Raw genomic sequence first — 22,011 nt, 5'->3', positions numbered from 1 at the left:
AAAAGTCTTTTTATTGTCAAGCTGAACTCGTTTCAGCTTCTCATTGTTATTGAATTTCAATAATTTTAGATTCTGAAATAAATTCAGAATGACAGATATATTTACTTTTTAGACCCTCTCTTATAGATAATGAAATCTAATTTAATTTTTAATCACTCGTACAGTTTCTATACTGTTGTTGATGGCTACTTGAACAAAGTAAGCACCTGTCTGTAATCCAGACATGTCAACAGTAGTTGTCGTAGTGTTTGGTGTCGATCTCACAACCGTTTGCCCTAACATATTGTAAACGGTAATACTGTCAATACTTGCTTGCGCTTTGATAGACAATACATTGTTTACTGGGTTCGGGAAATAGGTGAAGTTAGATTTTGATACGGTATCCATTCCTAAAGAAGAATCTATAGTGATTTTATAATCTTCAGCTTCTGCTCTCGTACCATTGAAAGCACAAGCATCATCATTAGGGTTTGAATCATTATAATCAACCATTAGTCGCATTCTATAATCACCATCTGCAAGTGTTTCCGGTAATGCTATTGTTGCCGTAAACGGTCCATTTGCATAACTTGTGGTATTGAAAACAACTTCAGTTGAGTCAAATGTTAAATCATTATTATAATCAATCCACACTGCAAATCCAGCTGTTCCTCCAACAATAGTTGCAGTTAAATCAAACGAAGCTCCTGCTAAAGATTGTATAGCATACGTACTAAAGTAATTGGCATAACCAGTCTCAGAGTATCCATCAGCACCATTATTCAAATCTGAAAATGCTCCAGTTGAAGTTACACTATCGATAAAAGTAGAAGAACTAGATGATGAGGGTACACAATACCCTGTAAAAATAGTTATTGGCCCTACCCATGTACTGGTATCTCCAGCACCGCAATCCGCTTGCACATAGACGTCATAGCTTGTATTGGCTGCGAGCCCCGTGAGTGCGTAAGAATTTGCTGTTACAGCAACCGTAGTTCCAGCGCCTTGTACAAAGCCTGTAGCGCCATATTCTAGGTTCCAAGCTGTTTCTGTAGCTCCCGCTGTCCAGCTCAAATCTGCTGATGTAGTCGTGAGGTTGGTTACTGCTAAATCGGTAACTTCTAAACAGGATGGAATCGCTTCAACAGTGAAATCATCAACGTATAAATAATAACCATCAAGACCATCAGCTGGAACATGAATTGCAATGTAAACATTCCCAGAATAGGCACTTAAATCGATTACCTGTTCTGTATGGGTTGCAGTCGATACTGTTAAAGCCATTAGATCTGTCGTAAAATCTGTTGGGTCATTACTAGAAGTTGACAGTACAACTTTATAGTCATTTGGCTCTCCAGAAGATCTAGATCTCACACTAAATTTTAAACGCTCATTTCCTGTTAACGCAAATTGAGGGAGTATTAAATAGTCATCATTATTAGTACCTGGGCCAGACCAAGAACCATCGATATTATAATCTGTATACATACCTGCCGCATTGCTACTAGCAACTCCGTAAGTATCATATGTTTTCCAAAAATCGGTATCAGCATTGTTATCGTTTTCAGACCAACAGGATGGTAAGCTTGGTGTTGTAATCCCTTCAAAATCCTCAGTCCATGGGAATGTTGTTACCGCATCACAAAGGGTTGTAAAGGTAAAAGGCCCTACCCATGCACTCGTTCCATTTCCTCCACAGTCGGCTTGTACATAAAAATCGTAGCTCGTATTGGCTGTGAGCCCCATAAGTGCGTAAGAATTTGCTGTTACAGCAACCGTAGTTCCTGCGCCTAGAGCGAAGCCTGTAGCGCCATATTCTATGTTCCAAGCTGCTTCTGTAGCTCCCGCTGTCCAGCTCAAATTTGCTGATGTAGTCGTGATAAGAGAGGCTGCCATAGAGTTAGCGGCTGGCGCAAAACAAGATGGTGGTGTTCTTACTGCAAAATTATCGATAAAGAAGTCTAAATCACCTCCAGAAGTACTTCCTTCAAGTGCAAATACTGCAAATTGAACGGTTACACTTGTTACTGTAGAAACATCTATTGTAACATTATCTCCTGTATTTGATGGTGAGTTATTAGCATCCCATGTATAAATAGTAGTCCACGTAGTACCTCCATCAATTGATTGCATTACATATACAGCATCATCAGCACGAATTGTTTCTGATAACGTTGCTGCTGCGTAATCCGTTAACGCAACATCTAAGTTTACTTCATAGCCTCCTGAACTTAAGTCAAAAGTCGGTGAGATCAACCAAGATTCATCTCCCGTACCGTATATATTGATTCCCGCAGATTGCCCTAAAGCATCTGTATTTGCAAATTCATCTTGAAACCAAATAGAACTTGTTGTACCTGCAGTTGGCCCTGCAATAGGTCCTGTTGCTTCTGTCCAACAAATTCCTGTATAAGGATCAAACCCTTGTGTGTAATCTGGTATTTCAGTAGCACATAACGTTGTAAAGCTTAAAGGCCCCACCCATACACTTGTATCACCAGCACCACAATTGGCTTGTAAATAAACATCATAACTGGTGTTTGCTGTTAGTGCAGTAAACGCATACGGATTTGCTGTTACGGCAACCGTAGTTCCTGAACCATCACCTTGTGTAAAACCATCAGCACCATATTCAATATTCCATGCTGATTCGTTTGAAGCACTTACAGTCCAAGTTAGGTTTGCTGATGTTACAGTAACTGCAGCGACCTCTAAATCAGTAGGTACAAAACACGAAGGAGCAGGAACTAAAACAGCATCTAAACAAAAATCGGTGGATTGTGGAAAAGGATACGTTGAGATTTGAATGTAATAAACTTCACCAGCTATTAAGGCATCCGATTCAAAATTTAAAGCCCCTGAACCAGAACTCGTTTGTACTCCTACACAAGTACCAGCACCCCCTTCAGGACATCCCTGAGACATTGCAAAACCTGTATATCCAAGTTGTCCAGTAATCGTTAAATCTAACTTATCCCCTGTATTTGTAGCAGTGTAAGAAAATATATAGTCATCTCCACCGTCATAATTACCTAGACACACACTGTCATCAAATAGGTCTCCAAACTCGTTAGTATTGCCACATTGTTGTGTGCCAATCGTCAACGCCGTAGCTCCATCACAAGCCCCAGCCGCTTCAACGGTTACGGTTCTTACAACTTCGGTTGCTGCGTTTCCGGCGGCATCCGATACATTATAGGTCACTGAGTAAGATCCAGCTGTTGCTGTATCTACTGCTGTTGCGTCTATTAAAATAGCGGCTGACAAAGCTGTATCATCATCCGTATCATCTGTTGCTGTAGCATTTAATTCAACGTAAGCATCGCCTACTGCTAATTCCTGTGGATTAGCACCTATTAGCTCTATAACTGGTGCAGTTGTATCTGCTGTTTTCCAGAAGTATATATTATCGATATAGACATCTGAAGGGTTTGTCCCTGTTTGTCCATCAAATTTTAATTGTAAAACACTGTCCCAGATCATCCCTGTAAATGATGCTTTTGGAAGATCTACACTGCTCCAACCTGCATCGACTAAAGTAACAGTTGTTAGAACCTCGGCAACTCCTGTACCATTGTTTATTGGTGTAACCTGTAAAACTGCTCCAGCGGTCGCTGTCCAAACATCAACATGCAAATACTCCATTGAAGATGCATCTTGAGCATCAAATTCAGTTCCTTGGTAATTGAAGTTTGTGTATGCTATAACGGTGTTGTTTCCTTCTCCTGTTGGATCGTAAGCTATATCAACCGTAGTGAATCCTGTCTGACCCCAATTTGGATTGAAATCAGAGACAGTAATGTTTGAGTATGCATCACTATAAATAGAGATGACATCTCCTGCTTCACGTGCATCAGGGGTTGGTGCATTTGTTACAGGCGCTGTTAAAGGCGCTACTGCTGCTTTCCAGAAGTATATATTATCGATATAGACATCTGAAGGGTTTGTCCCTGTTTGTCCATCAAATTTTAATTGTAAAACACTGTCCCAGATCATCCCTGTAAATGATGCTTTTGGAAGATCTACACTGCTCCAACCTGCATCGACTAAAGTAACAGTTGTTAGAACCTCGGCAGCTCCTGTACCACTGTTTATTGGTGTAACCTGTAAAACTGCTCCAGCGGTCGCTGTCCAAACATCAACATGCAAATACTCCATTGAAGATGCATCTTGAGCATCAAATTCAGTTCCTTGGTAATTGAAGTTTGTGTATGCTATAACGGAGTTGTTTCCTTCTCCTGTTGGATCGTAAGCTATATCAACCGTAGTGAATCCTGTCTGACCCCAATTTGGATTGAAATCAGAGACAGTAATGTTTGAGTATGCATCACTATAAATAGAGATGACATCTCCTGCTTCACGTGCATCAGGGGTTGGTGCATTTGTTACAGGTGCTGATGGAGATGACACTCCAGTCAGAATTAAGTTCTTTAATCTATTTCCTCTTCCAGCAACTCCTGTGTTCGTCAATTTAATCACCACTTGAGCGGAAGGCGTTACCGTAAAGGTTCCTCCAGCTATGTAAGAAGATGAAGTCGGAACAGCTGTGGTTCCAGATGAAGTGTAAGTAGTACCTCCATCATAAGAAAATTCGATGGTAGCCGAATTGTTATCTCCCGAACCAAAAGTGGCTACGTCCAAACTGAATTCAGCAGAACTGTATGCACTTAGATCATAGACCGCTGATACAATAATATCAGATGGGCCTCCGGAATCTAACAAAAAGTAAGAACCTTTGTCAATATCATTGGTTGCTACATTGTTTGTTGCGGTCCATCCGTCTGGAAATGCACCACCACCTGCTAAATTAAAAACTTCAACTTGCCCAAAAGACAGCGAAGAAATCGCAAGTGTTAATAATAAATAGTAAATCTTTTTCATAATAAAATTTAAATTGGTTAATTAAAGTTCTAATATATTGTTTAGTATTTAACTTAAAAAATTAAACAATATAAATCCGATGAACGGTTAAATTATGATGACAAACAACTCACTATAACACAATAAAGTCTTTAAAAAATTATGAGATCCCTAATATCTAGGGCTGAAATAAAAAAAACCCATAGCTTAGCTATGGGTTTAAAGTGTATATGGTAATTAGTGTTTATGCATCGTCTTCCGTAAAGGTATCCATGACGGCGTCACTGACACCCATATTGCTAAAACCACCATCGTTAAATAGGTTTTGAAGTGTGACACGTTTGGTTAAATCACTAAACAACGAAACAGTATAATTAGCACAATCCAGAGCGGTTGCATTTCCTAAAGGCGACATTTTATCGGCATAAGCAATAAAGCCATCAAATCCTTTCACTCCTTTACCGGCAGTGGTGGGTGTTGGCGATTGTGAGATGGTATTGACACGCACGTTTTTGTCGCGTCCAAAAAAGTATCCGAAACTTCTGGCAATACTTTCTAAATAGGCTTTGTTATCTGCCATGTCGTTATAATCCGGAAACACGCGTTGTGCTGCCATATAGGTAAGCGCTACAATACTCCCCCATTCGTTCATCGCATCGTGCTTGTAAAGCGTTTGCATCACTTTGTGAAAAGACATCGCAGAAACATCGGTTCCTTTTTGAGTCCAATCGTATTTTTGATCGGTATAGGCACGGCCTTTTCTTACATTGACAGACATCCCAATAGAGTGCAATACAAAATCGAGCTTGCCGCCTAAAATCTCCGTAGCTTGTTGTACTAAATTTTCTAAATCTTCAACAGAAGTAGCATCTGCTGCAATCACTTGCGAGCCTGTTTTTTTGGCCAATTCGTCAATCTGCCCCATTCGCATTGCGATCGGTGCGTTGGACAATACAAAGGTACCGCCTTCTTCATGAACACGTTCGGCTGTGATCCATGCAATTGAATTGGGATCTAAAGCTCCAAAAATAATTCCGCGTTTTCCTTTTAGTAAATTGTAAGACATAATTATATATTTAAGTATCGATATTTATTTAATTTCTGGGGCAAATATAACATTAATTCAATAACTGATTTGCATGTGCGATTGCGGATGCAGATAATTCTTTGCCGCCTAGCATTTGCGCAATTTCTTCGACACGCTCCTGTGTTGTTAGTTTTTTAAGAGACGTCACTGTTGTGTTTTGTGTGTCTTGCTTAAAAACTTTAAAATGCGACTGCCCTTTGGCTGCAATTTGTGGGAGGTGGGTAATTGAAAAGACTTGCATATAGGCACTCATCTGATTCATGATGTCCCCCATTTTGTGGGCAATTTCACCTGAAACACCGGTGTCAATTTCATCAAACATAATGGTTGGCAATTGCTGGTATTTAGATAAGACGGATTTGATTGCCAACATAATTCGAGAAAGCTCACCTCCAGACGCTGCTTTTTTAAGGGGTAAAAACTGCCCTCCTTTGTTGGCGGTGAATAAAAATTCTAACTGATCTTTTCCGTTATACAAATAGGTTTCGGATGGATTTAACAATAATTTAAAACGCGCATTGGGCATTCCCAAATCCGTCAGAATGGTTTCTAACTGATGGATTAAATCTGGTAATACCTGTTGCCGTTGTTTGTGTATAGTTGCAGCTTGTTTGTCTAGTTTTTTAACCAGTGATTCCAGTGTGTTTTCAAGGGTGGATATGGTGTCGTCCAAAGAGGCTAAAGTGTCTAATTGGGTGGATAAATCAGTTTCTATATCTATAAGTGCTTCTACAGAGTTTACATTGTGTTTCGTAAACAAGTTATGTATGACTTGAAGCATCGCATCAATTTCACTCAGTCGTGTGGGGTTGACTTCTAGCTTGGTTTGTTCGGATTCTATCTCACTGAACACATCGTCCAATTCAATCGCAACACTTTCAATGCGTTCGGATAACGAACTGTAAACAGATGAAATTTCGGAGAGTTTATGAACTACTTGTTTGAGGGTTCTCAGATTGGAGGCGACGCCTAAATCTTCGGTACTTATAATTTGATTGGCCAAAGCGAGTTCGGTTTGAATGGACTCCACATTGTTCAAGGTATTGTATTCGAGTTCTAAGGCTTCTAAATGGATGCCTTGAAGCTTTGCTTCGGTTAATTCGTTTAATAAAAAAGACTGGTAGTCTTGTTCTTTTTCAGATTGTAATTTGGATTCGCTTAATTCCCTGAGTTGTTTTTGGGTTGCTTTGTAAGATTTCAACAACTGTTGGTAGGTCTCCACCGCTGTGCTATTTTTTGCCAAGGCATCAATGATTTGAAATTGAAAATCATCATTGGTCAATTCCTGAGTTTGTTGTTGCGAATGGATGTCTATCAATTGCCCACCGAGTTCGGCTAAAATTGCAAGGTTTACTGGTGAGTCGTTTACAAATGCCCTGGATTTTCCAGAAGGTAAAATCTCTCTTCGCAAGATAGTATGAGATTCAAAATCGAGATCCTGCTCCTCAAAAAAGGGTTGGAGGTTAAAATTCTCAATATTGAATGTTGCTTCAATTATACATTTTTGAGTGGGGTCATTGATGTTTGATAAATCGGCACGCTTTCCAAGTACCAATGCCAAACCGCCTAATAAAATAGATTTACCCGCGCCTGTCTCCCCCGTGATGCTGGTAAAACCAGAATCAAATTGAACCTGAAGGGTGTCAATTAGAGCGTAATTTTTTATGGTGAGTTCTGAAAGCAAGGTTTTTATTTATTTTAGGAACAAGATAAACTATCTATGAAACTAATTTGAAATGAAATCGAAAAACTTTAAAATTTTATATTTCGCCATTTCCTAGAATACATGGGTGCAATTCTGGAAAGTGTTGAAACTAAATTTGCAATGTTCACAGCAGGTCCATCTGAAAAGACATCTGAAATCTCATCTGCTTTTGCATCAAAAAAGACACGAAGCAAAAAGGAGTTTGGACGTCTGTTGTGTAAGTTTTCCAATTGAGACAAGGCGGTCGCAACTGCTGTCTTGCCGTCTTTTACATTGTCTGCCATCAAATCCATCCCTTTTAAGTGGTAGTCAAACAAGACGGAACGAAATTCTTTGAAGGTTGGCGATAAGATGTTGGTGATTAATACATTTCGGGTTTGATCGCCTCCCGATGGTGGCGCCCAACCTTTAGAGTTGGTTTGCTGTGAGTAGCTGACAATATCACGGGCTTGTTTGTAATATTCATCGCCGCCATTGAGCTCAAAGGTGTCGGCATCCATTCCTAAAATCATATAGACATGAAATGCGATGACTGAGACTAGATTGGATTCAAATTGATTGGCACTGAAATTTAGATTCTGATATTCTAAATACTTGAATGTAAAATCTTTGTCATTGAAATTGTAAACCGAACTGGCATAAGACGCGTTATGCACTGGGCGTGCGGACTGAATTTGAATAGACGCTTGAAAGGTATCCGATTGGTAATCTTGAACGGTAATGACCATGCTGCACTCAATGTGCTCTTGGGGTTTGAAGGTTTTATCAGTCCAACGGGTGTTGTTTACAAATTCATTGAGTTGTTTCTCTAGGGTTTTAAACACCTGAACATTCTCATTACCTGTTTGCTGTGCATTGACAACGACCGTGCAATTCAGCTCTTGCGAACTTCCATACATCGAAGTGAAAATAGCAACTAAAAGAATTAATCTACGCATTGAATTGTTTTAAAAGTTCATTCATAATATCAATAGCAACTTCAGCTTTTGATTTTAGAGGGAATTCTGTTTGGACTAAATTTTTATCGATAAGGGTGACTTTATTGGTGGTTCCTCCAAATCCGGCACCTGCATCATTTAACGAATTTAACACAATTAAATCTAAATTTTTAGATTTTAGCTTTTTTATCGCATTGGCAACCTCATCATTGGTTTCTAATGCGAAACCGACAAGAAGTTGGTGGGATTTGATAGCTCCTAGCGATGCCAAAATATCTTTTGTTTTTTCTAATTCTAAGGATAACGTTGGGGAGGCCTTTTTTATTTTGGAAGTGGCGGTCGTTTTTGGTTTATAATCGGCGACTGCTGCAGACAAGATTGCGATGTCAACAGATTGAAAATTGGCATGTACTTGTGTGTACATTTCCTCTGCACTCACAACGGGAATGGTTTTGATGCGAGAATGGTCAGTTTTGTAATGTGTGGGCCCCGTAATGTAAATGACCTCTGCTCCTAGTTGTGCCGCGTGGTTGGCAATTTCAAATCCCATGAGTCCGCTAGAATGGTTTCCAATAAAACGAACGGGGTCGATGGCTTCATAGGTAGGGCCTGCAGTGACCAATACGGTTTTTCCGTACAAGGGCATTGTTTCTAAAATATGAGACTCTATATGGTTTACAATGGCTTCTGGCTCTGCCATTCTTCCTTCTCCAACCAAGCCACTTGCCAATTCGCCTGCGGTTGCTGGAATCATGATGTTTCCAAAAGATTGAAGGGTTTCTAAAGAAGCTTTTGTGGAAGGATGTTTGTACATGTCCAAATCCATGGCGGGTGCAAAATAGACAGGACATTTGGCAGAAAGATAAGTCGCTACCAGAAAATTATCGCTGCTTCCGGCTGCCATTTTAGAAAGGGTGTTTGCCGTGACTGGCGCGACAATAAATAAGTCTGCCCACAATCCCAAATCGACGTGGTTGTTCCACACCGCATTCTCATCAGTTTCTTCAGTAAACGAAGAAATGACTGGGTTTTTAGAAAGGGTTGAAAGCGTAAGCGGAGTAATAAAATCTTTCGCAGCTGGCGTCATTATGACTTTGACGTCGGCACCAGCTTTGATAAATAATCTTACAAGGGATGCTGTTTTGTACGCAGCAATACCGGCAGTAATTCCTAAAAGAATATGTTTACCGCGTAAAATAGACATCTTTTATTTTTCTTCAGAATCTTCTTCTACACTACGGTAGTAGATTTTGTCGTTTAACCATTCTTGAACGGCTAAAGCGTGTGGCTTTGGAAGACGCTCGTAAAACTTAGAGACTTCAATTTGTTCTTTGTTTTCAAACACTTCTTCTAAGCTATCGTTAAAAGTTGCAAATTCTTCAAGCTTGTCAATCAACTCTCTTCTGATGTCGGTGTTGATTTGCTCTGCTCTACGAGAAATTACAGAAATCGCTTCGTAGATATTTTGCGTTGGCGCATCTACTTTATTTCGATCGTAAGTTTCTGTATTAACGGGTGCATTTACTTTTTTTAAGTCCATAATGAATATTAACTTTTAGTCGTTGGTGAATTAGTTTGAATTGATTTTAAGGCTTCGAGCATCTTCTGAATGTCTTCATTGTTTTGGGTCTCCGGAAACACATATAACAGAGAATTGTAAAAAGTCAATGCTTTTTCAACACGCTCCGGTTGTTTCCATTCCACACTATTCATAGCCAATTCATAGGCGGAATCAAATTTATAATACATGGCCTGTTCTTTGAAAGAGGAGCCTGGAAATTCAATGAGGAAATTATCTAAGGCGGTGATTGCAGAATTATAATCTCTGTGATACGGCCCTGTCTGGTTGTATTGCAAAGCAATGTTAAATGCTTTTTTTTCTAGTTTATAATCTAGTTCTCTTACCAAGGTACTGGCTTGATCCAAGTACTCCGATAAAGGATAGGTGTTGATAAACATTTGAAGTTTATCTACCGCTTCGACGGTTTCGGTTTGATCTTTAGAAAACAGTGGCGAAAGTTTGTAGTAACTTTTGGCTGCTAAAAAAGCTATTTCTTGAATTTTTTCGCTTTTTGGATATGCATTTACAAAGCGTTCCATCTGGTAGTTGGCCGTGTAATAATCTCTAGTTTCGTAGTAGGTTTTACAGTACATATACATCAACTTCTGCGCTTGTGGTTTCCCTCTGTATTTAGGAACAATTTGCACGAATAGGCGGTTTGCTTTGGCAAACTTGCCTTCTTCAAAAAGCTCAGTACCTAATTTAAACTTAGCAGCAATGTCTTCATTTTTCAAAACCTTCTGGTATTCACTACAGGAGTTCAATGAAAATGCTATAATTAAGATGTATATAAAATTCTTCATAAATATTTTAAGAATGTGGGCAAAATTACGGATTTATAACGGATTTAAAAAACTATTATTTTAGCTAAATTAATAGGTTTCATTTTCCATACTAAGGGTTTAAGTAATATTTAACTAAAACTGTGCTATAAAGGCTGCTATTTTTGACTGTAAGGCTTCGGTTGCAGGGACAAGCGGCAAACGCACGGCGTCCTCACAATACCCCATTTTTTTGAAGACTGCTTTGATGCCTGCTGGATTGTTTTCTTCAAATATCAAATTGATGATCGGCATTAAACGAGCTTCTAGCTTACGAGAATCTTCCGTATTCCCTTCTAATCCCCATTGAATCATCTGAGAGAATTCTTTTGGAAAGGCTTGTCCAATCACTGAAATGACTCCAGAACCTCCTGCTAAGGTCACGCCTAGCACTAAATCATCATCGCCAGAAATCACTAAGAAATCGGCTGGTTTATTTTTTATGAGTTCTAAATATTGTTCCCTATTATTTCCGGCTTCTTTCACCGCAACAATGGATTTGAAGTCAGTGGCGAGTCGCAAAATTGTGGAGGCTTCCATATTTTTAGCCGTTCGGCCTGGCACATTGTACAAAACTACTGGTATTTTGGATGCTTCTGCGATGGCTTTAAAATGCTGATAAAACCCTTCTTGAGTGGGTTTGCTGTAGTAAGGCGCTACGGACAAAATGGCTGCAAACGGGGAAAGATCTGTGGACTGTAATTCCTCGACCACTGCTGCTGTGTTGTTTCCACCAATTCCGATGACCAAAGGCACACGGCCTTTGTTCGCTTTGATAATTGTCGCTGAAATTTCTTTTTTCTCTTTCGCCGTGATGGTCGCACTTTCTCCTGTGGTTCCACTAATGACTAGATAATTAACACCGTTTGAGATGTTAAATTCTACAACCGCTGCTAAGGCTTGGTGGTCGATACTTAAATCTGCTTTAAATGGAGTGATAAGGGCAACTCCAGTCCCAATGAATGCATTCATTTTACAACCTATTTAGTTGGGTTAAATATTTAATTAATTCTATCTTAAAAATATCTGTATCTGCGGGCTCAACGTCAATGGTTAAATCGTGTAAACGCGAATCTTCGTTGGTAATCCCAATTTTGAAATTTGCTTTGGAACGTGCTGTGACCAAATTAAGCTCTAATTGATTGGTCTTGTAATAGCTAATCAACACATCAAATGGCTGTTCTACAAATTCTTCAATCTCAACACTTTTGGGGCGTCCTAACCAATCAAAATTATCTAAACTAAAAAAGGAATCCCAGCTGTTTGGCTTGTTTTTTTCCAAATCAACCTTGGCAATAAAGCGAACTTTAGTGTCCATAACCCCTAAATCTTTAATGAGATTTCGAAAAAAATCATAGTCATAGTACGCATCGTAATCAAAAATAACACCAATAGAATTGACTTTACCACTTTGAAAATTCTTGATTCGAGATTTAAGAATTAAAGTGATATTTTTTTGAAGCGATAGCGTTCGAAATTGTTTGAAAAACATTTACCTTTATTGTCAACTACAAATGTAACATAAATGATGTATAAATGCGTTCAAATTATTGGGATTCTTTCCTTGTTTTTATCTTGTGATAATTCAAAACAACTTGTAAATACCAAAGGTGAAAATATTTCCATTTCTAAAGAGATGCCGTCTGACAAAGCCATTGAGGCGGTTATTGATCCTTATAAAATAAATCTGGACAAATCCATGAATGAGGTACTCAGTTATGCTGTGGACACGTATTCTAAAAATGATGGTGACTACAACACCGCCATTGGAAATCTAATGGCAGATGCTGTTTTTGAACTTTCTGCTCCCATACTTAAAAGTCGTACGGGCTATGACCTCGACATTGTGCTGTTGAATCACGGTGGGATTCGATCTATTTTACCCAAAGGAGAAGTCACTACAAAATCCGCTTACAGTCTGATGCCGTTTGAAAATAGTGTGGTGGTGGTACCGCTGAAAGGGTCTGTCATTATGGAAATGACCACTTACCTGAAAGAATTTAATAAAGCCCATCCCATTTCTGGACTTGAATTGGTGTTAAATGCAGGTAATAACTATCGTAAAATTTTAGTCGACGGCAACCCAGTAGACCTCGAAAAAACTTACTATGTAGCGACCAACGATTATTTATACAATGGAGGCGATCGCATGGATTTCTTAAAAAAAAGTGACACCCTCTATGATATGAATTATAAAATCCGAAATGTCCTCATTGATTATTTCACAAAGTACGATACCCTCAATCCTAAAAAAGACCTACGATTTATAAAGCTTGAAAATTAACACACATGAAACGAGCATGTTAAAAATAGAATCTCCTAAGAGAATGATCTATTGCGAACACATGTGACCGTTAAAAAACAAATAACTATAGACGCATGAAACGTAGAAATTTTATTCAAAAAACAGCTGCTTCCACAGCATTTATATCTTTAAGTGGTTTGGGATTGGCATCTTGTTCAGAAGCGAAAGCGACCAAAATCACCATTCTTCACACGAATGATGTGCACAGTCATATTGAGGCTTTTGGTCCCAACGACGGACGAAACGCGAACAAAGGGGGCGTTGCTCGACGTGCAACGCTTGTGGAAAACTTAAGAAACGAAAATCCAAATACCTTACTTTTGGATGCTGGAGATATTTTTCAAGGGACTCCCTATTTTAACTTTTATGGAGGCGAACTCGAATTCAAACTGATGAGTATGTTAAAGTACGATGTTGCAACCATCGGTAATCATGATTTTGACAATGGAATTAACGGGCTTTACGCACAACTTCCACACGCAAAATTTGATTTCATTTCTGCGAATTACGATTTCTCAAATACGGTGATGGATACGCATGTCAAACCTTATAAAACGTTTGTAAAAGATGGAATTAAAATTGGCGTTTTTGGATTGGGGATTGAACTTGATGGACTGGTCAATAAAGAAGCTTATAAAGAAACTAACTATTTAGACCCGATTGAAATTGCTCAAGATATGAGCCGTATTTTAAAGACTGAGGAAGCTTGTGATTTAATCATTTGCCTGTCGCACCTTGGTTACGAATATAAAAAATCACCTTCTAAAATATCGGATATAAAATTGGCCAAAGCAACTCAAGACATCGATTTGATTATTGGTGGTCACACCCATACTTTTTTAGACAAACCCACTGTAGAAACCAATGCGGTTGGGAAATCTGTGCTTGTCAATCAAGTGGGATGTTATGGACTCTACCTCGGGAAAATAGATTTTTATTTTGATGCTAAAACGCTTAAAGGGAGTGAAAGTGATACGTTAACGGTTTAGGTACAGCCTGATTAAGTATCTGTTTTTTGTGTAAAATTATTTTGTTTTTTGTGATATTATTTTGAAAAACAAAATTTAATACTATCTTTGTATTGTTTAAAAAAGGAGCTCATGCGTATTGTGACCTACAAACGAATCCAAGAATTTGCGACAAAACATCCAGATACACAAGCACCTTTAAATGTTTGGTATCATACAATAACAGCAAAATCTTGGCAAAATCTTACAGATATTAAGAATGACTTTAATAGCGTAGATTATGTAGGAAATCATAGATATGTGTTTAACGTTAAAGGAAACGCTTATAGGTTAATTGCAATCATATCATTTAATGCTCAAAAGGTGTATATCCGTTTTATTGGTACACACGCAGCAAATGATAAAATTAAGGATATTAAAACTATATAAAGATGATACATACTGAACCACAATATAAAGCCATTTTAGAGCGTGTAGAAGAGCTATTACTGGTTTCTGACAACATCGAAAATCAAAATGCTAAAGGATATTTAGAACTTAATTTATTGTCCGACCTTGTTGCTGCCTACGAAGAAGAGAATTATCCCGTAAAAAAACCGTCGCTTACAGAAGTCGTCAAATTACGAATGACCGAAAGAGGTTTAAATCAAAAATTGTTATCAGAACTTTTAGGAGTCAGTACCTCAAGAGTCAGTGAATATCTGACAGGAAAAAGTGAGCCTACTTTGAAAGTCGCTAGAACCATCAGTAAAAAATTAGGGATAGAGGCTTCTATTGTGTTAGGCGTTTAATTTTAAAAAGATTCCATTAAAAGGGTATAATTCATTTTGTGCCTTTTTTTATGCTGTAGAATTTTTATGGGAGCTCCTTATATCTTTAGAGTGCCCTACTCTATTTTTTAGGGAATAATGGTATCTTTGCCAAAATTATCTTTTTATGTCTTTTTTAAGTGAAATTGAACGCCGCCGTACTTTTGGTATTGTCTCGCATCCCGATGCGGGAAAAACAACCCTGACTGAAAAACTACTTCTTTTTGGAGGGGCGATTCAAGAAGCGGGTGCCGTTAAGAGCAACAAAATTAAAAAAGGCGCTACGAGTGACTTTATGGAAATTGAACGCCAGCGTGGAATTTCGGTGGCAACTTCTGTTTTGGCATTTGAATACAATGGCATCAAAATTAATATTTTGGACACGCCTGGTCACAAGGATTTTGCAGAAGATACGTTTAGAACCCTGACCGCTGTGGACAGTGTGATTGTAGTAATTGATGTTGCCAAGGGAGTTGAGGAACAAACCGAAAAATTAGTGAAAGTGTGTCGAATGCGGAACATTCCCATCATCGTTTTTATCAATAAAATGGACCGTGAAGGAAAAGATGCGTTTGATTTATTAGATGAGATTGAACAAAAATTAGGCCTTAAAGTGGTGCCCCTAAGTTTCCCTATTGGGATGGGGTATGATTTTAAAGGTATTTATAATATTTGGGAAAAAAACATCAATTTATTTACGGGAGATAGTAAACGGGATATTGAAGAAACAATTAAAATTTCTGATGTCTCTGATCCTGCTTTAAATACGATTATTGGAGATACCGCCGCAGAAACCCTTCGGGAGGAGTTGGAATTGGTGGAAGGTATTTATCCAGATTTTAATAAAGAGGATTATTTGAATGGCGATTTACAACCGGTGTTTTTTGGTTCGGCATTGAATAATTTTGGAGTTCGTGAGTTGTTGGATTGTTTTGTATCCATCGCTCCAGAACCCCGTCCAAAACACAGTGAAGAACGACTGGTCGATCCTAAGGAGGAGAAATTTACGGGCTTTGTATTTAAAATACATGCCAATATGGATCCTAACCATCGAGATCGCTTAGCGTTTATTAAAATTGTTTCTGGAGAATTTAAGCGCAATACACCATACCTTCATGTACGTCATAATAAAAAATTAAAATTCTCGAGTCCAAATGCCTTTTTTGCTGAAAAGAAAGAGATTGTAGATATTTCCTATCCGGGGGATATTGTTGGCTTGCACGATACGGGGAATTTCAAAATTGGGGATACGCTGACAGAAGGCGAATTTTTGAACTACAAAGGAGTTCCTAGTTTTTCACCAGAGCATTTCCGCTACATCAACAATGCGGATCCTTTAAAGTCTAAACAGTTGTATAAAGGAATTGATCAGTTGATGGACGAAGGAGTTGCTCAGCTTTTTACCTTAGATTTGAATGGTCGAAAGGTGATTGGAACTGTGGGTGCGCTCCAGTATGAGGTGATTCAATACCGTTTGGAGCATGAATATGGTGCGAAGTGTAGTTATGAAAACTTGAATGTACACAAAGCGTGTTGGATTGAACCTGAGAGTGTGAACCATCCAGAATTTGTAGAATTTAAACGTGTCAAGCAACGCTTTTTAGCGACTGACAAACACGGGCAATTGGTGTTCTTTGCGGATTCAATCTTTTCGCTACAAATGACCGAACAAAAATATCCTTCTATAAAATTCCATTTGACGTCTGAGTTTTAGGGGGAAAGCCAGTCTCAAAAATTCTTTTCTTGTCAAGTTGAACTCGTTTCAGCTTCTCTATATTATTGATTTTAATACTTTAAGATTCTGAAATAAATTCAGAATGACAAGTTTTTTTTTAATTTCAAACAGCTTCAATTTTTGTTGCTTTTCAAATAATAATGAAACCAGTTGGCGATGGTGTCATTTCTTATTTGGGTATAATTCGACAGGGAATGATTCCCTCCTTCTACAAAAAAAGGCGTTATTTTATTTGGTGACTTTTCTAAGCTGTCCATCAACCTTTTGGAATGTTCTATATTTACTTTTTTATCATCTGAACCGTGAATAACAAGCATGGGTTCATTTAATTGATCGAACCAATACAAAGGAGACCTCTTGATAAACGACTTAGCGGAGTATTAAAAAAAGATCGCTCAAAATCAGGAGACTTTGCCTTTAGATTTACATTTTAGAAAATAACTATTATCTTGTTAATAAAAAAGAATGGGGTGAACTTTAGACTTTGCTAGCTACAGAACTATGTTGCGTATTAGTCCCCATTCGCAACAAGATTTAGGGAAACTATAAGTCAAAAAAAAATCTCACTTTTCAGTGAGATTTTTTTATATGTAATAAGAACTAAGCTTGTCCGGTTGGCCCAAAATTAAGCGGGACTGGAGGTTGCTCATAATCTTTAATTTCGCCATGCGCTTGCTCAAACCGTTTTACATTTTCATGTAAGGCTTTTGCAAGACGCTTTGCATGTTGAGGCGTCAGTATAATACGTGACTTCACTTTGCTTTTTGGCGTCCCAGGCATGATGCTCACAAAATCCACTACAAATTCAGAAACAGAATGGTTGATAATCGCTAGGTTTGAATAGGTACCTTCCGCTACCGTATCGTCTAACTCAATATTAATCTGTCCTTTTTTCGAAGGGTCTTTTGGAGTGTTCATAGGGCTTAATTAAAGTTTAATTCTTCTTTCTTTTCTATCAATTCTTCGAATTCTTCACTAGAACCTACAATGATATTTTCATAAGCTCTCAATCCTGTACCTGCTGGAATTCTATGTCCAACAATTACATTTTCTTTTAAGCCTTCTAAAGTATCCACTTTACCATTCACAGCTGCTTCGTTAAGAACTTTAGTAGTTTCTTGGAACGATGCCGCAGAGATAAACGATTTGGTCTGTAAAGAAGCTCTTGTGATTCCTTGTAAGATTGGAGTTGCGGTTGCTGGACTTGCATCTCTTGCAACAACGACTGCCTTATCTTCACGTTTCAGTAAAGAATTTTCATCTCTTAAGACACGGGCTGTAATGATTTGACCTTCCTTAAGGTTTTCAGAATCACCTGCGTTTTCAATCACTTTCTTACCGAAAATCTCATCGTTTTCTTTAATAAAATCAGAAGTATGAACCAATTGATCTTCTAAGAAGATGGTATCTCCAGAATCTTTAATACGTACCTTACGCATCATTTGTCTTACCACTACCTCGAAATGCTTGTCGTTAATTTTCACCCCTTGTAATCGGTAAACTTCTTGAACTTCATTTACTAAGTATTGTTGAACAGCCGATGGGCCTTTGATGTTTAAGATATCGTTAGGTGTAATTGAACCATCTGATAATGGCATCCCTGCTTTTACAAAATCATTCTCTTGTACTAAGATTTGATTGGATAATTTAACAAGGTATTTTTTAATATCCCCTAATTTAGATTCGATGATAATCTCACGATTCCCTCTTTTTATTTTACCAAAAGAAACAACACCATCAATTTCACTTACAACTGCTGGGTTGGAAGGGTTACGTGCTTCGAAAAGCTCGGTTACACGAGGAAGACCTCCTGTAATATCCCCTGCCTTAGCAGACTTACGTGGAATTTTAACTAAAATTTTTCCTAAGCTAATCTTCTCACCGTCATCGACCATAATGTGGGCCCCTAATGGTAAGTTATAAGATCTTATAAGATTTCCTTTAGCATCTTCTACGAGTAAGGTTGGAATTAATTTTTTGTTTCTAGATTCAGAAATAACTTTTTCTTGGAATCCTGTTTGCTCATCAATTTCAACTTGATAGGTAACACCTTGCTCAATGTTTTCATAACGTACTTTTCCTGAGAATTCAGAAATAATAACTCCGTTATATGGATCCCATTGACAAATCACTGTGTCCTTTTTAATCTTGTCTCCACTTTTAACAAAAATTGACGAACCATAAGGAATGTTGTTTGTACTTAAAACAATCCCAGTTTTCTTGTCAACTAATTTAATTTCAGAGGTTCTAGATATCACGATGTCAATTACGTTTCCATCCTTGTCTTTACCTTTTACAGTTTTAAGATCTTCAATTTCTGCAATCCCATCAAATTTGACGATTAATTTATTTTCTTCAGAAATGTTACCTGCAATACCTCCAACGTGGAACGTACGCAATGTTAACTGTGTTCCTGGTTCTCCAATAGATTGTGCTGCCACAACGCCTACAGCTTCACCTCGCTGAACCATTTTACCTGTTGCTAGGTTACGTCCGTAACACTTCGCACAAATTCCGGTTTTAGCTTCACATGTTAATGGTGAACGAACATCGACAGCTTCTAAAGGAGACTGTTGGATTTTTTTCGCTTGAGCTTCATAAATATGATCTCCTGCCGCTACTAGAATTTCTTCTGTGAGTGGGTCATAGACATCATTTAATGACGTACGTCCAACGATTCTTTCTTCAAGAGTTTCAACGATTTCTTCGTTTTTCTTTAACGCTTTTACTGAAATACCTCTAAGTGTACCACAGTCAACAGAGTTGACAATCACATCTTGAGATACATCTACTAAACGACGTGTCAAGTAACCAGCATCTGCTGTTTTTAATGCCGTATCGGCAAGACCTTTACGAGCCCCGTGTGTAGAGATAAAGTATTCAAGAATTGAAAGTCCTTCCTTAAAGTTAGAAAGAATTGGATTTTCAATAATTTCACCACCACCGGCATTGGATTTTTTAGGCTTTGCCATCAATCCACGCATACCAGTTAACTGACGAATTTGTTCTTTCGATCCCCTTGCTCCAGAATCAAGCATCATATATACAGAGTTGAACCCTTGTTGGTCTTCTCTAATACGCTTCATGGAGAGTTCAGTTAATTCAGCATTGGTAGAGGTCCAGATGTCAATAACTTGATTGTAACGTTCGTTATTGGTAATCAGTCCCATATTATAGTTTGCCATAATACCGTCCACTTGCTTGTTAGCTGCAGCAATCATGGTATGTTTTTCTGGCGGGATAATAATATCTCCTAAACTGAATGACAATCCACCTTTGAATGCGAAATTGTATCCTAACGATTTAATTTCATCAAGGAATGCCGCTGTTTCAGGAACAGACGTTGCTTTTAAAATATCATGGATAATATCTCTTAAAGATTTTTTTGTTAAAACCTCATTGATATATCCTGCCGCAGCGGGTACTTTTTCGTTGAAAAGTACACGACCTGTGGTTGTTTCAATAATTTGAGTGGTTAATTCACCTTCTTCGTTAAAGTCAATGGTTCTTACACGAATTTGCGCATTCAAATCAACACGTTTTTCGTTGTAAGCAATGATCACTTCTTCAGGGGAGTAGAACGTTAAGCCTTGTCCTAAAACTGGAACTTCAGGAGTTGACATACGTAACTTGGTCATATAATACAGACCCAATACCATATCCTGTGAAGGAACAGTTACTGGTGCACCATTTGCTGGATTCAAAATATTATGAGACGCTAACATTAAAAGTTGTGCTTCTAAGATTGCTTCGGGTCCAAGTGGTAAATGCACTGCCATTTGATCTCCATCAAAATCGGCATTAAAGGCCGTACATACTAATGGGTGTAATTGGATTGCTTTTCCTTCAATCAGTTTTGGTTGAAATGCTTGGATTCCTAAACGGTGTAAGGTAGGCGCACGGTTTAGCAATACTGGATGTCCTTTTAAAACATTTTCCAATATATCCCAAACTACAGGCTCTCTTTTGTCTATGATTTTCTTTGCAGATTTAACCGTTTTAACAATTCCTCTTTCAATTAATTTTCTAATTACAAAAGGCTTGTATAATTCAGCTGCCATATTTTTTGGCAGTCCACATTCAAATAATTTTAATTCTGGTCCAACAACAATTACCGAACGTGCTGAATAATCCACACGTTTTCCAAGTAAATTTTGACGGAAACGACCTTGCTTCCCTTTCAATGAATCTGAAAGTGATTTTAAAGGACGGTTAGAATCTGTTTTTACAGCAGATGATTTACGTGTATTATCAAACAATGAATCTACCGATTCTTGAAGCATACGTTTTTCATTACGTAAAATGACTTCAGGAGCTTTGATTTCAACCAATCGTTTCAAACGGTTGTTACGGATGATGACACGACGGTATAAATCATTTAAATCAGAAGTTGCAAAACGACCTCCATCTAAAGGAACTAATGGACGTAATTCTGGTGGAATTACTGGGATGGCTTTCATAATCATCCACTCCGGTTTGTTCTCGCGATTTAAGTTCGATTCTCTCAAAGATTCTACAACTTGCAAACGCTTTAACGCTTCCGTTTTACGTTGTTTAGAAGTCTCTGTATTGGCTTTATGACGCAATTCAAAAGACAAAGTATCAAGATCAATTCTTGATAAAAGGTCGATTAAACATTCAGCTCCCATTTTGGCAATAAATTTAGTAGGGTCTGTATCGTCTAAGTATTGATTTTCTTGCGGTTGAACTTCAAGAATATTTAAGTATTCTTCTTCTGTAAGGAAATCCATTTTTTTAACGGGTTCTCCTTCAGCGTTCACGGCATTACCTGGTTGAATTACGACATAACGTTCGTAATAGATGATCATATCTAATTGCTTAGATGGTAATCCAAGTAAGTAACCTATTTTGTTTGGTAAAGAACGGAAATACCAGATGTGTGCTACAGGCACCACAAGGTTGATATGTCCCACACGATCTCTACGCACTTTCTTTTCGGTAACTTCTACCCCACAACGATCACAAATAATTCCTTTATAACGGATACGTTTGTATTTTCCACAAGCACATTCGTAGTCCTTTACAGGGCCAAAAATACGCTCACAAAATAAACCATCCCGTTCAGGTTTGTGGGTTCTGTAGTTAATTGTTTCTGGTTTAAGAACTTCACCACGAGACGCTCCTAAGATCGACTCTGGAGAGGCTAAACCAATTGAGATTTTATTAAATCTCTGTACTGTAATATTATCTTGCTTTTTTGCCATAATATATGGTTATGATAA

General features: G+C 38.1%; 17 protein-coding genes. 5 read left to right on the top strand and 12 right to left on the bottom strand.

What is annotated here, in order from left to right; genetic code table 11:
• Nucleotides 1-141 precede the first annotated feature (141 nt).
• The 9 genes from FORMB_RS10325 to FORMB_RS10285 form a co-directional block, all read right to left on the bottom strand.
• Nucleotides 142-4,860 (bottom strand): T9SS-dependent choice-of-anchor J family protein, encoded by a 4,719-nt coding sequence (locus tag FORMB_RS10325; protein ID WP_069677376.1) that lies wholly within the window; start codon nt 4,858-4,860, stop codon nt 142-144.
• A gap of 223 nt (nt 4,861-5,083) precedes the next feature.
• Nucleotides 5,084-5,905 (bottom strand): enoyl-ACP reductase FabI, encoded by an 822-nt coding sequence (locus tag FORMB_RS10320; RefSeq protein ID WP_069677375.1) that lies wholly within the window; start codon nt 5,903-5,905, stop codon nt 5,084-5,086.
• Between the two features lie 52 nt (nt 5,906-5,957).
• Complete coding sequence (gene recN / locus FORMB_RS10315; protein WP_069677374.1) at nt 5,958-7,610, bottom strand: DNA repair protein RecN; 1,653 nt, start codon at nt 7,608-7,610, stop codon at nt 5,958-5,960.
• Nucleotides 7,611-7,678: 68 nt separating this feature from the next.
• Nucleotides 7,679-8,569 carry a type IX secretion system protein PorD gene (locus FORMB_RS10310; protein WP_069677373.1) on the bottom strand — a complete coding sequence of 297 codons (891 nt, stop codon included), beginning with the start codon at nt 8,567-8,569 and terminating at the stop codon, nt 7,679-7,681.
• On the bottom strand, nt 8,562-9,773 hold the full coding sequence (gene coaBC / locus FORMB_RS10305) for a bifunctional phosphopantothenoylcysteine decarboxylase/phosphopantothenate--cysteine ligase CoaBC (RefSeq protein WP_069677372.1): 1,212 nt from the start codon (nt 9,771-9,773) through the stop codon (nt 8,562-8,564). Before coaBC ends, FORMB_RS10310 begins: the two co-directional genes overlap by 8 nt.
• A gap of 3 nt (nt 9,774-9,776) precedes the next feature.
• Nucleotides 9,777-10,109, bottom strand: coding sequence for a DNA-directed RNA polymerase subunit omega (locus FORMB_RS10300; protein ID WP_069677371.1), 333 nt, complete (start codon nt 10,107-10,109; stop codon nt 9,777-9,779).
• An 8-nt stretch (nt 10,110-10,117) separates the two neighbouring features.
• The gene (locus tag FORMB_RS10295; RefSeq protein WP_069677370.1) at nt 10,118-10,933 is read right to left on the bottom strand and encodes an outer membrane protein assembly factor BamD; all 816 of its coding nucleotides are present in this window, start codon (nt 10,931-10,933) and stop codon (nt 10,118-10,120) included.
• 114 nt (nt 10,934-11,047) lie between these two features.
• Entirely contained in the window at nt 11,048-11,923 is an 876-nt protein-coding gene (dapA, locus tag FORMB_RS10290) for a 4-hydroxy-tetrahydrodipicolinate synthase (RefSeq protein WP_069677369.1), read from the bottom strand.
• Nucleotide 11,924: 1 nt separating this feature from the next.
• Nucleotides 11,925-12,443, bottom strand: a complete 519-nt coding sequence (locus tag FORMB_RS10285) for a DUF6913 domain-containing protein (protein ID WP_069677368.1) — start codon at nt 12,441-12,443, stop codon at nt 11,925-11,927.
• A 33-nt stretch (nt 12,444-12,476) separates the two neighbouring features.
• On the opposite strand from FORMB_RS10285, the gene FORMB_RS10280 reads away from it, so the two are divergent.
• From FORMB_RS10280 to FORMB_RS10260, 5 genes are all read left to right on the top strand, one after another.
• A complete protein-coding gene (locus tag FORMB_RS10280; RefSeq protein ID WP_069677367.1) occupies nt 12,477-13,235 on the top strand; it encodes a 5'-nucleotidase C-terminal domain-containing protein in 759 nt (252 codons plus the stop codon).
• Nucleotides 13,236-13,330: 95 nt separating this feature from the next.
• On the top strand, nt 13,331-14,245 hold the full coding sequence (locus tag FORMB_RS10275) for a bifunctional metallophosphatase/5'-nucleotidase (protein ID WP_069677366.1): 915 nt from the start codon (nt 13,331-13,333) through the stop codon (nt 14,243-14,245).
• Between the two features lie 111 nt (nt 14,246-14,356).
• Nucleotides 14,357-14,653, top strand: a complete 297-nt coding sequence (locus FORMB_RS10270; protein WP_069677365.1) for a type II toxin-antitoxin system HigB family toxin — start codon at nt 14,357-14,359, stop codon at nt 14,651-14,653.
• Nucleotides 14,654-14,655: 2 nt separating this feature from the next.
• Nucleotides 14,656-15,015, top strand: a complete 360-nt coding sequence (locus tag FORMB_RS10265; protein ID WP_069677364.1) for a helix-turn-helix domain-containing protein — start codon at nt 14,656-14,658, stop codon at nt 15,013-15,015.
• A 145-nt stretch (nt 15,016-15,160) separates the two neighbouring features.
• Nucleotides 15,161-16,747, top strand: a complete 1,587-nt coding sequence (locus FORMB_RS10260; RefSeq protein ID WP_069677363.1) for a peptide chain release factor 3 — start codon at nt 15,161-15,163, stop codon at nt 16,745-16,747.
• Between the two features lie 134 nt (nt 16,748-16,881).
• Here the strand turns inward: FORMB_RS10260 and FORMB_RS10255 are convergent, their stop codons facing one another.
• The 3 genes from FORMB_RS10255 to rpoC form a co-directional block, all read right to left on the bottom strand.
• Nucleotides 16,882-17,130, bottom strand: coding sequence for an alpha/beta hydrolase family protein (locus FORMB_RS10255; RefSeq protein WP_335583336.1), 249 nt, complete (start codon nt 17,128-17,130; stop codon nt 16,882-16,884).
• A gap of 238 nt (nt 17,131-17,368) precedes the next feature.
• Nucleotides 17,369-17,686, bottom strand: coding sequence for a DUF3467 domain-containing protein (locus tag FORMB_RS10250; protein WP_069677361.1), 318 nt, complete (start codon nt 17,684-17,686; stop codon nt 17,369-17,371).
• Nucleotides 17,687-17,691: 5 nt separating this feature from the next.
• Nucleotides 17,692-21,993, bottom strand: a complete 4,302-nt coding sequence (gene rpoC, locus FORMB_RS10245; protein WP_069677360.1) for a DNA-directed RNA polymerase subunit beta' — start codon at nt 21,991-21,993, stop codon at nt 17,692-17,694.
• Nucleotides 21,994-22,011: the final 18 nt, after the last annotated feature.

The organism is Formosa sp. Hel1_33_131 (genome assembly GCF_001735745.1).
Taxonomy (GTDB): Bacteria; Bacteroidota; Bacteroidia; order Flavobacteriales; family Flavobacteriaceae; genus Hel1-33-131.
Note: the sequence above shows the minus strand (reverse complement) of the source record. Positions and strands in the feature narration are given on the sequence as shown.

Coding starts and splice junctions, on each gene's coding strand:
- FORMB_RS10300 (WP_069677371.1), bottom strand. CDS start 10,109: ATGGACTTAAAAAAAGTAAATGCACCCGTTAATACAGAAACTTACGAT.
- FORMB_RS10320 (WP_069677375.1), bottom strand. CDS start 5,905: ATGTCTTACAATTTACTAAAAGGAAAACGCGGAATTATTTTTGGAGCT.
- coaBC (WP_069677372.1), bottom strand. CDS start 9,773: ATGTCTATTTTACGCGGTAAACATATTCTTTTAGGAATTACTGCCGGT.
- FORMB_RS10295 (WP_069677370.1), bottom strand. CDS start 10,933: ATGAAGAATTTTATATACATCTTAATTATAGCATTTTCATTGAACTCC.
- FORMB_RS10270 (WP_069677365.1), top strand. CDS start 14,357: ATGCGTATTGTGACCTACAAACGAATCCAAGAATTTGCGACAAAACAT.
- dapA (WP_069677369.1), bottom strand. CDS start 11,923: ATGAATGCATTCATTGGGACTGGAGTTGCCCTTATCACTCCATTTAAA.
- FORMB_RS10250 (WP_069677361.1), bottom strand. CDS start 17,686: ATGAACACTCCAAAAGACCCTTCGAAAAAAGGACAGATTAATATTGAG.
- FORMB_RS10325 (WP_069677376.1), bottom strand. CDS start 4,860: ATGAAAAAGATTTACTATTTATTATTAACACTTGCGATTTCTTCGCTG.
- FORMB_RS10280 (WP_069677367.1), top strand. CDS start 12,477: ATGATGTATAAATGCGTTCAAATTATTGGGATTCTTTCCTTGTTTTTA.
- FORMB_RS10275 (WP_069677366.1), top strand. CDS start 13,331: ATGAAACGTAGAAATTTTATTCAAAAAACAGCTGCTTCCACAGCATTT.
- FORMB_RS10285 (WP_069677368.1), bottom strand. CDS start 12,443: ATGTTTTTCAAACAATTTCGAACGCTATCGCTTCAAAAAAATATCACT.
- FORMB_RS10310 (WP_069677373.1), bottom strand. CDS start 8,569: ATGCGTAGATTAATTCTTTTAGTTGCTATTTTCACTTCGATGTATGGA.
- FORMB_RS10260 (WP_069677363.1), top strand. CDS start 15,161: ATGTCTTTTTTAAGTGAAATTGAACGCCGCCGTACTTTTGGTATTGTC.
- FORMB_RS10265 (WP_069677364.1), top strand. CDS start 14,656: ATGATACATACTGAACCACAATATAAAGCCATTTTAGAGCGTGTAGAA.
- rpoC (WP_069677360.1), bottom strand. CDS start 21,993: ATGGCAAAAAAGCAAGATAATATTACAGTACAGAGATTTAATAAAATC.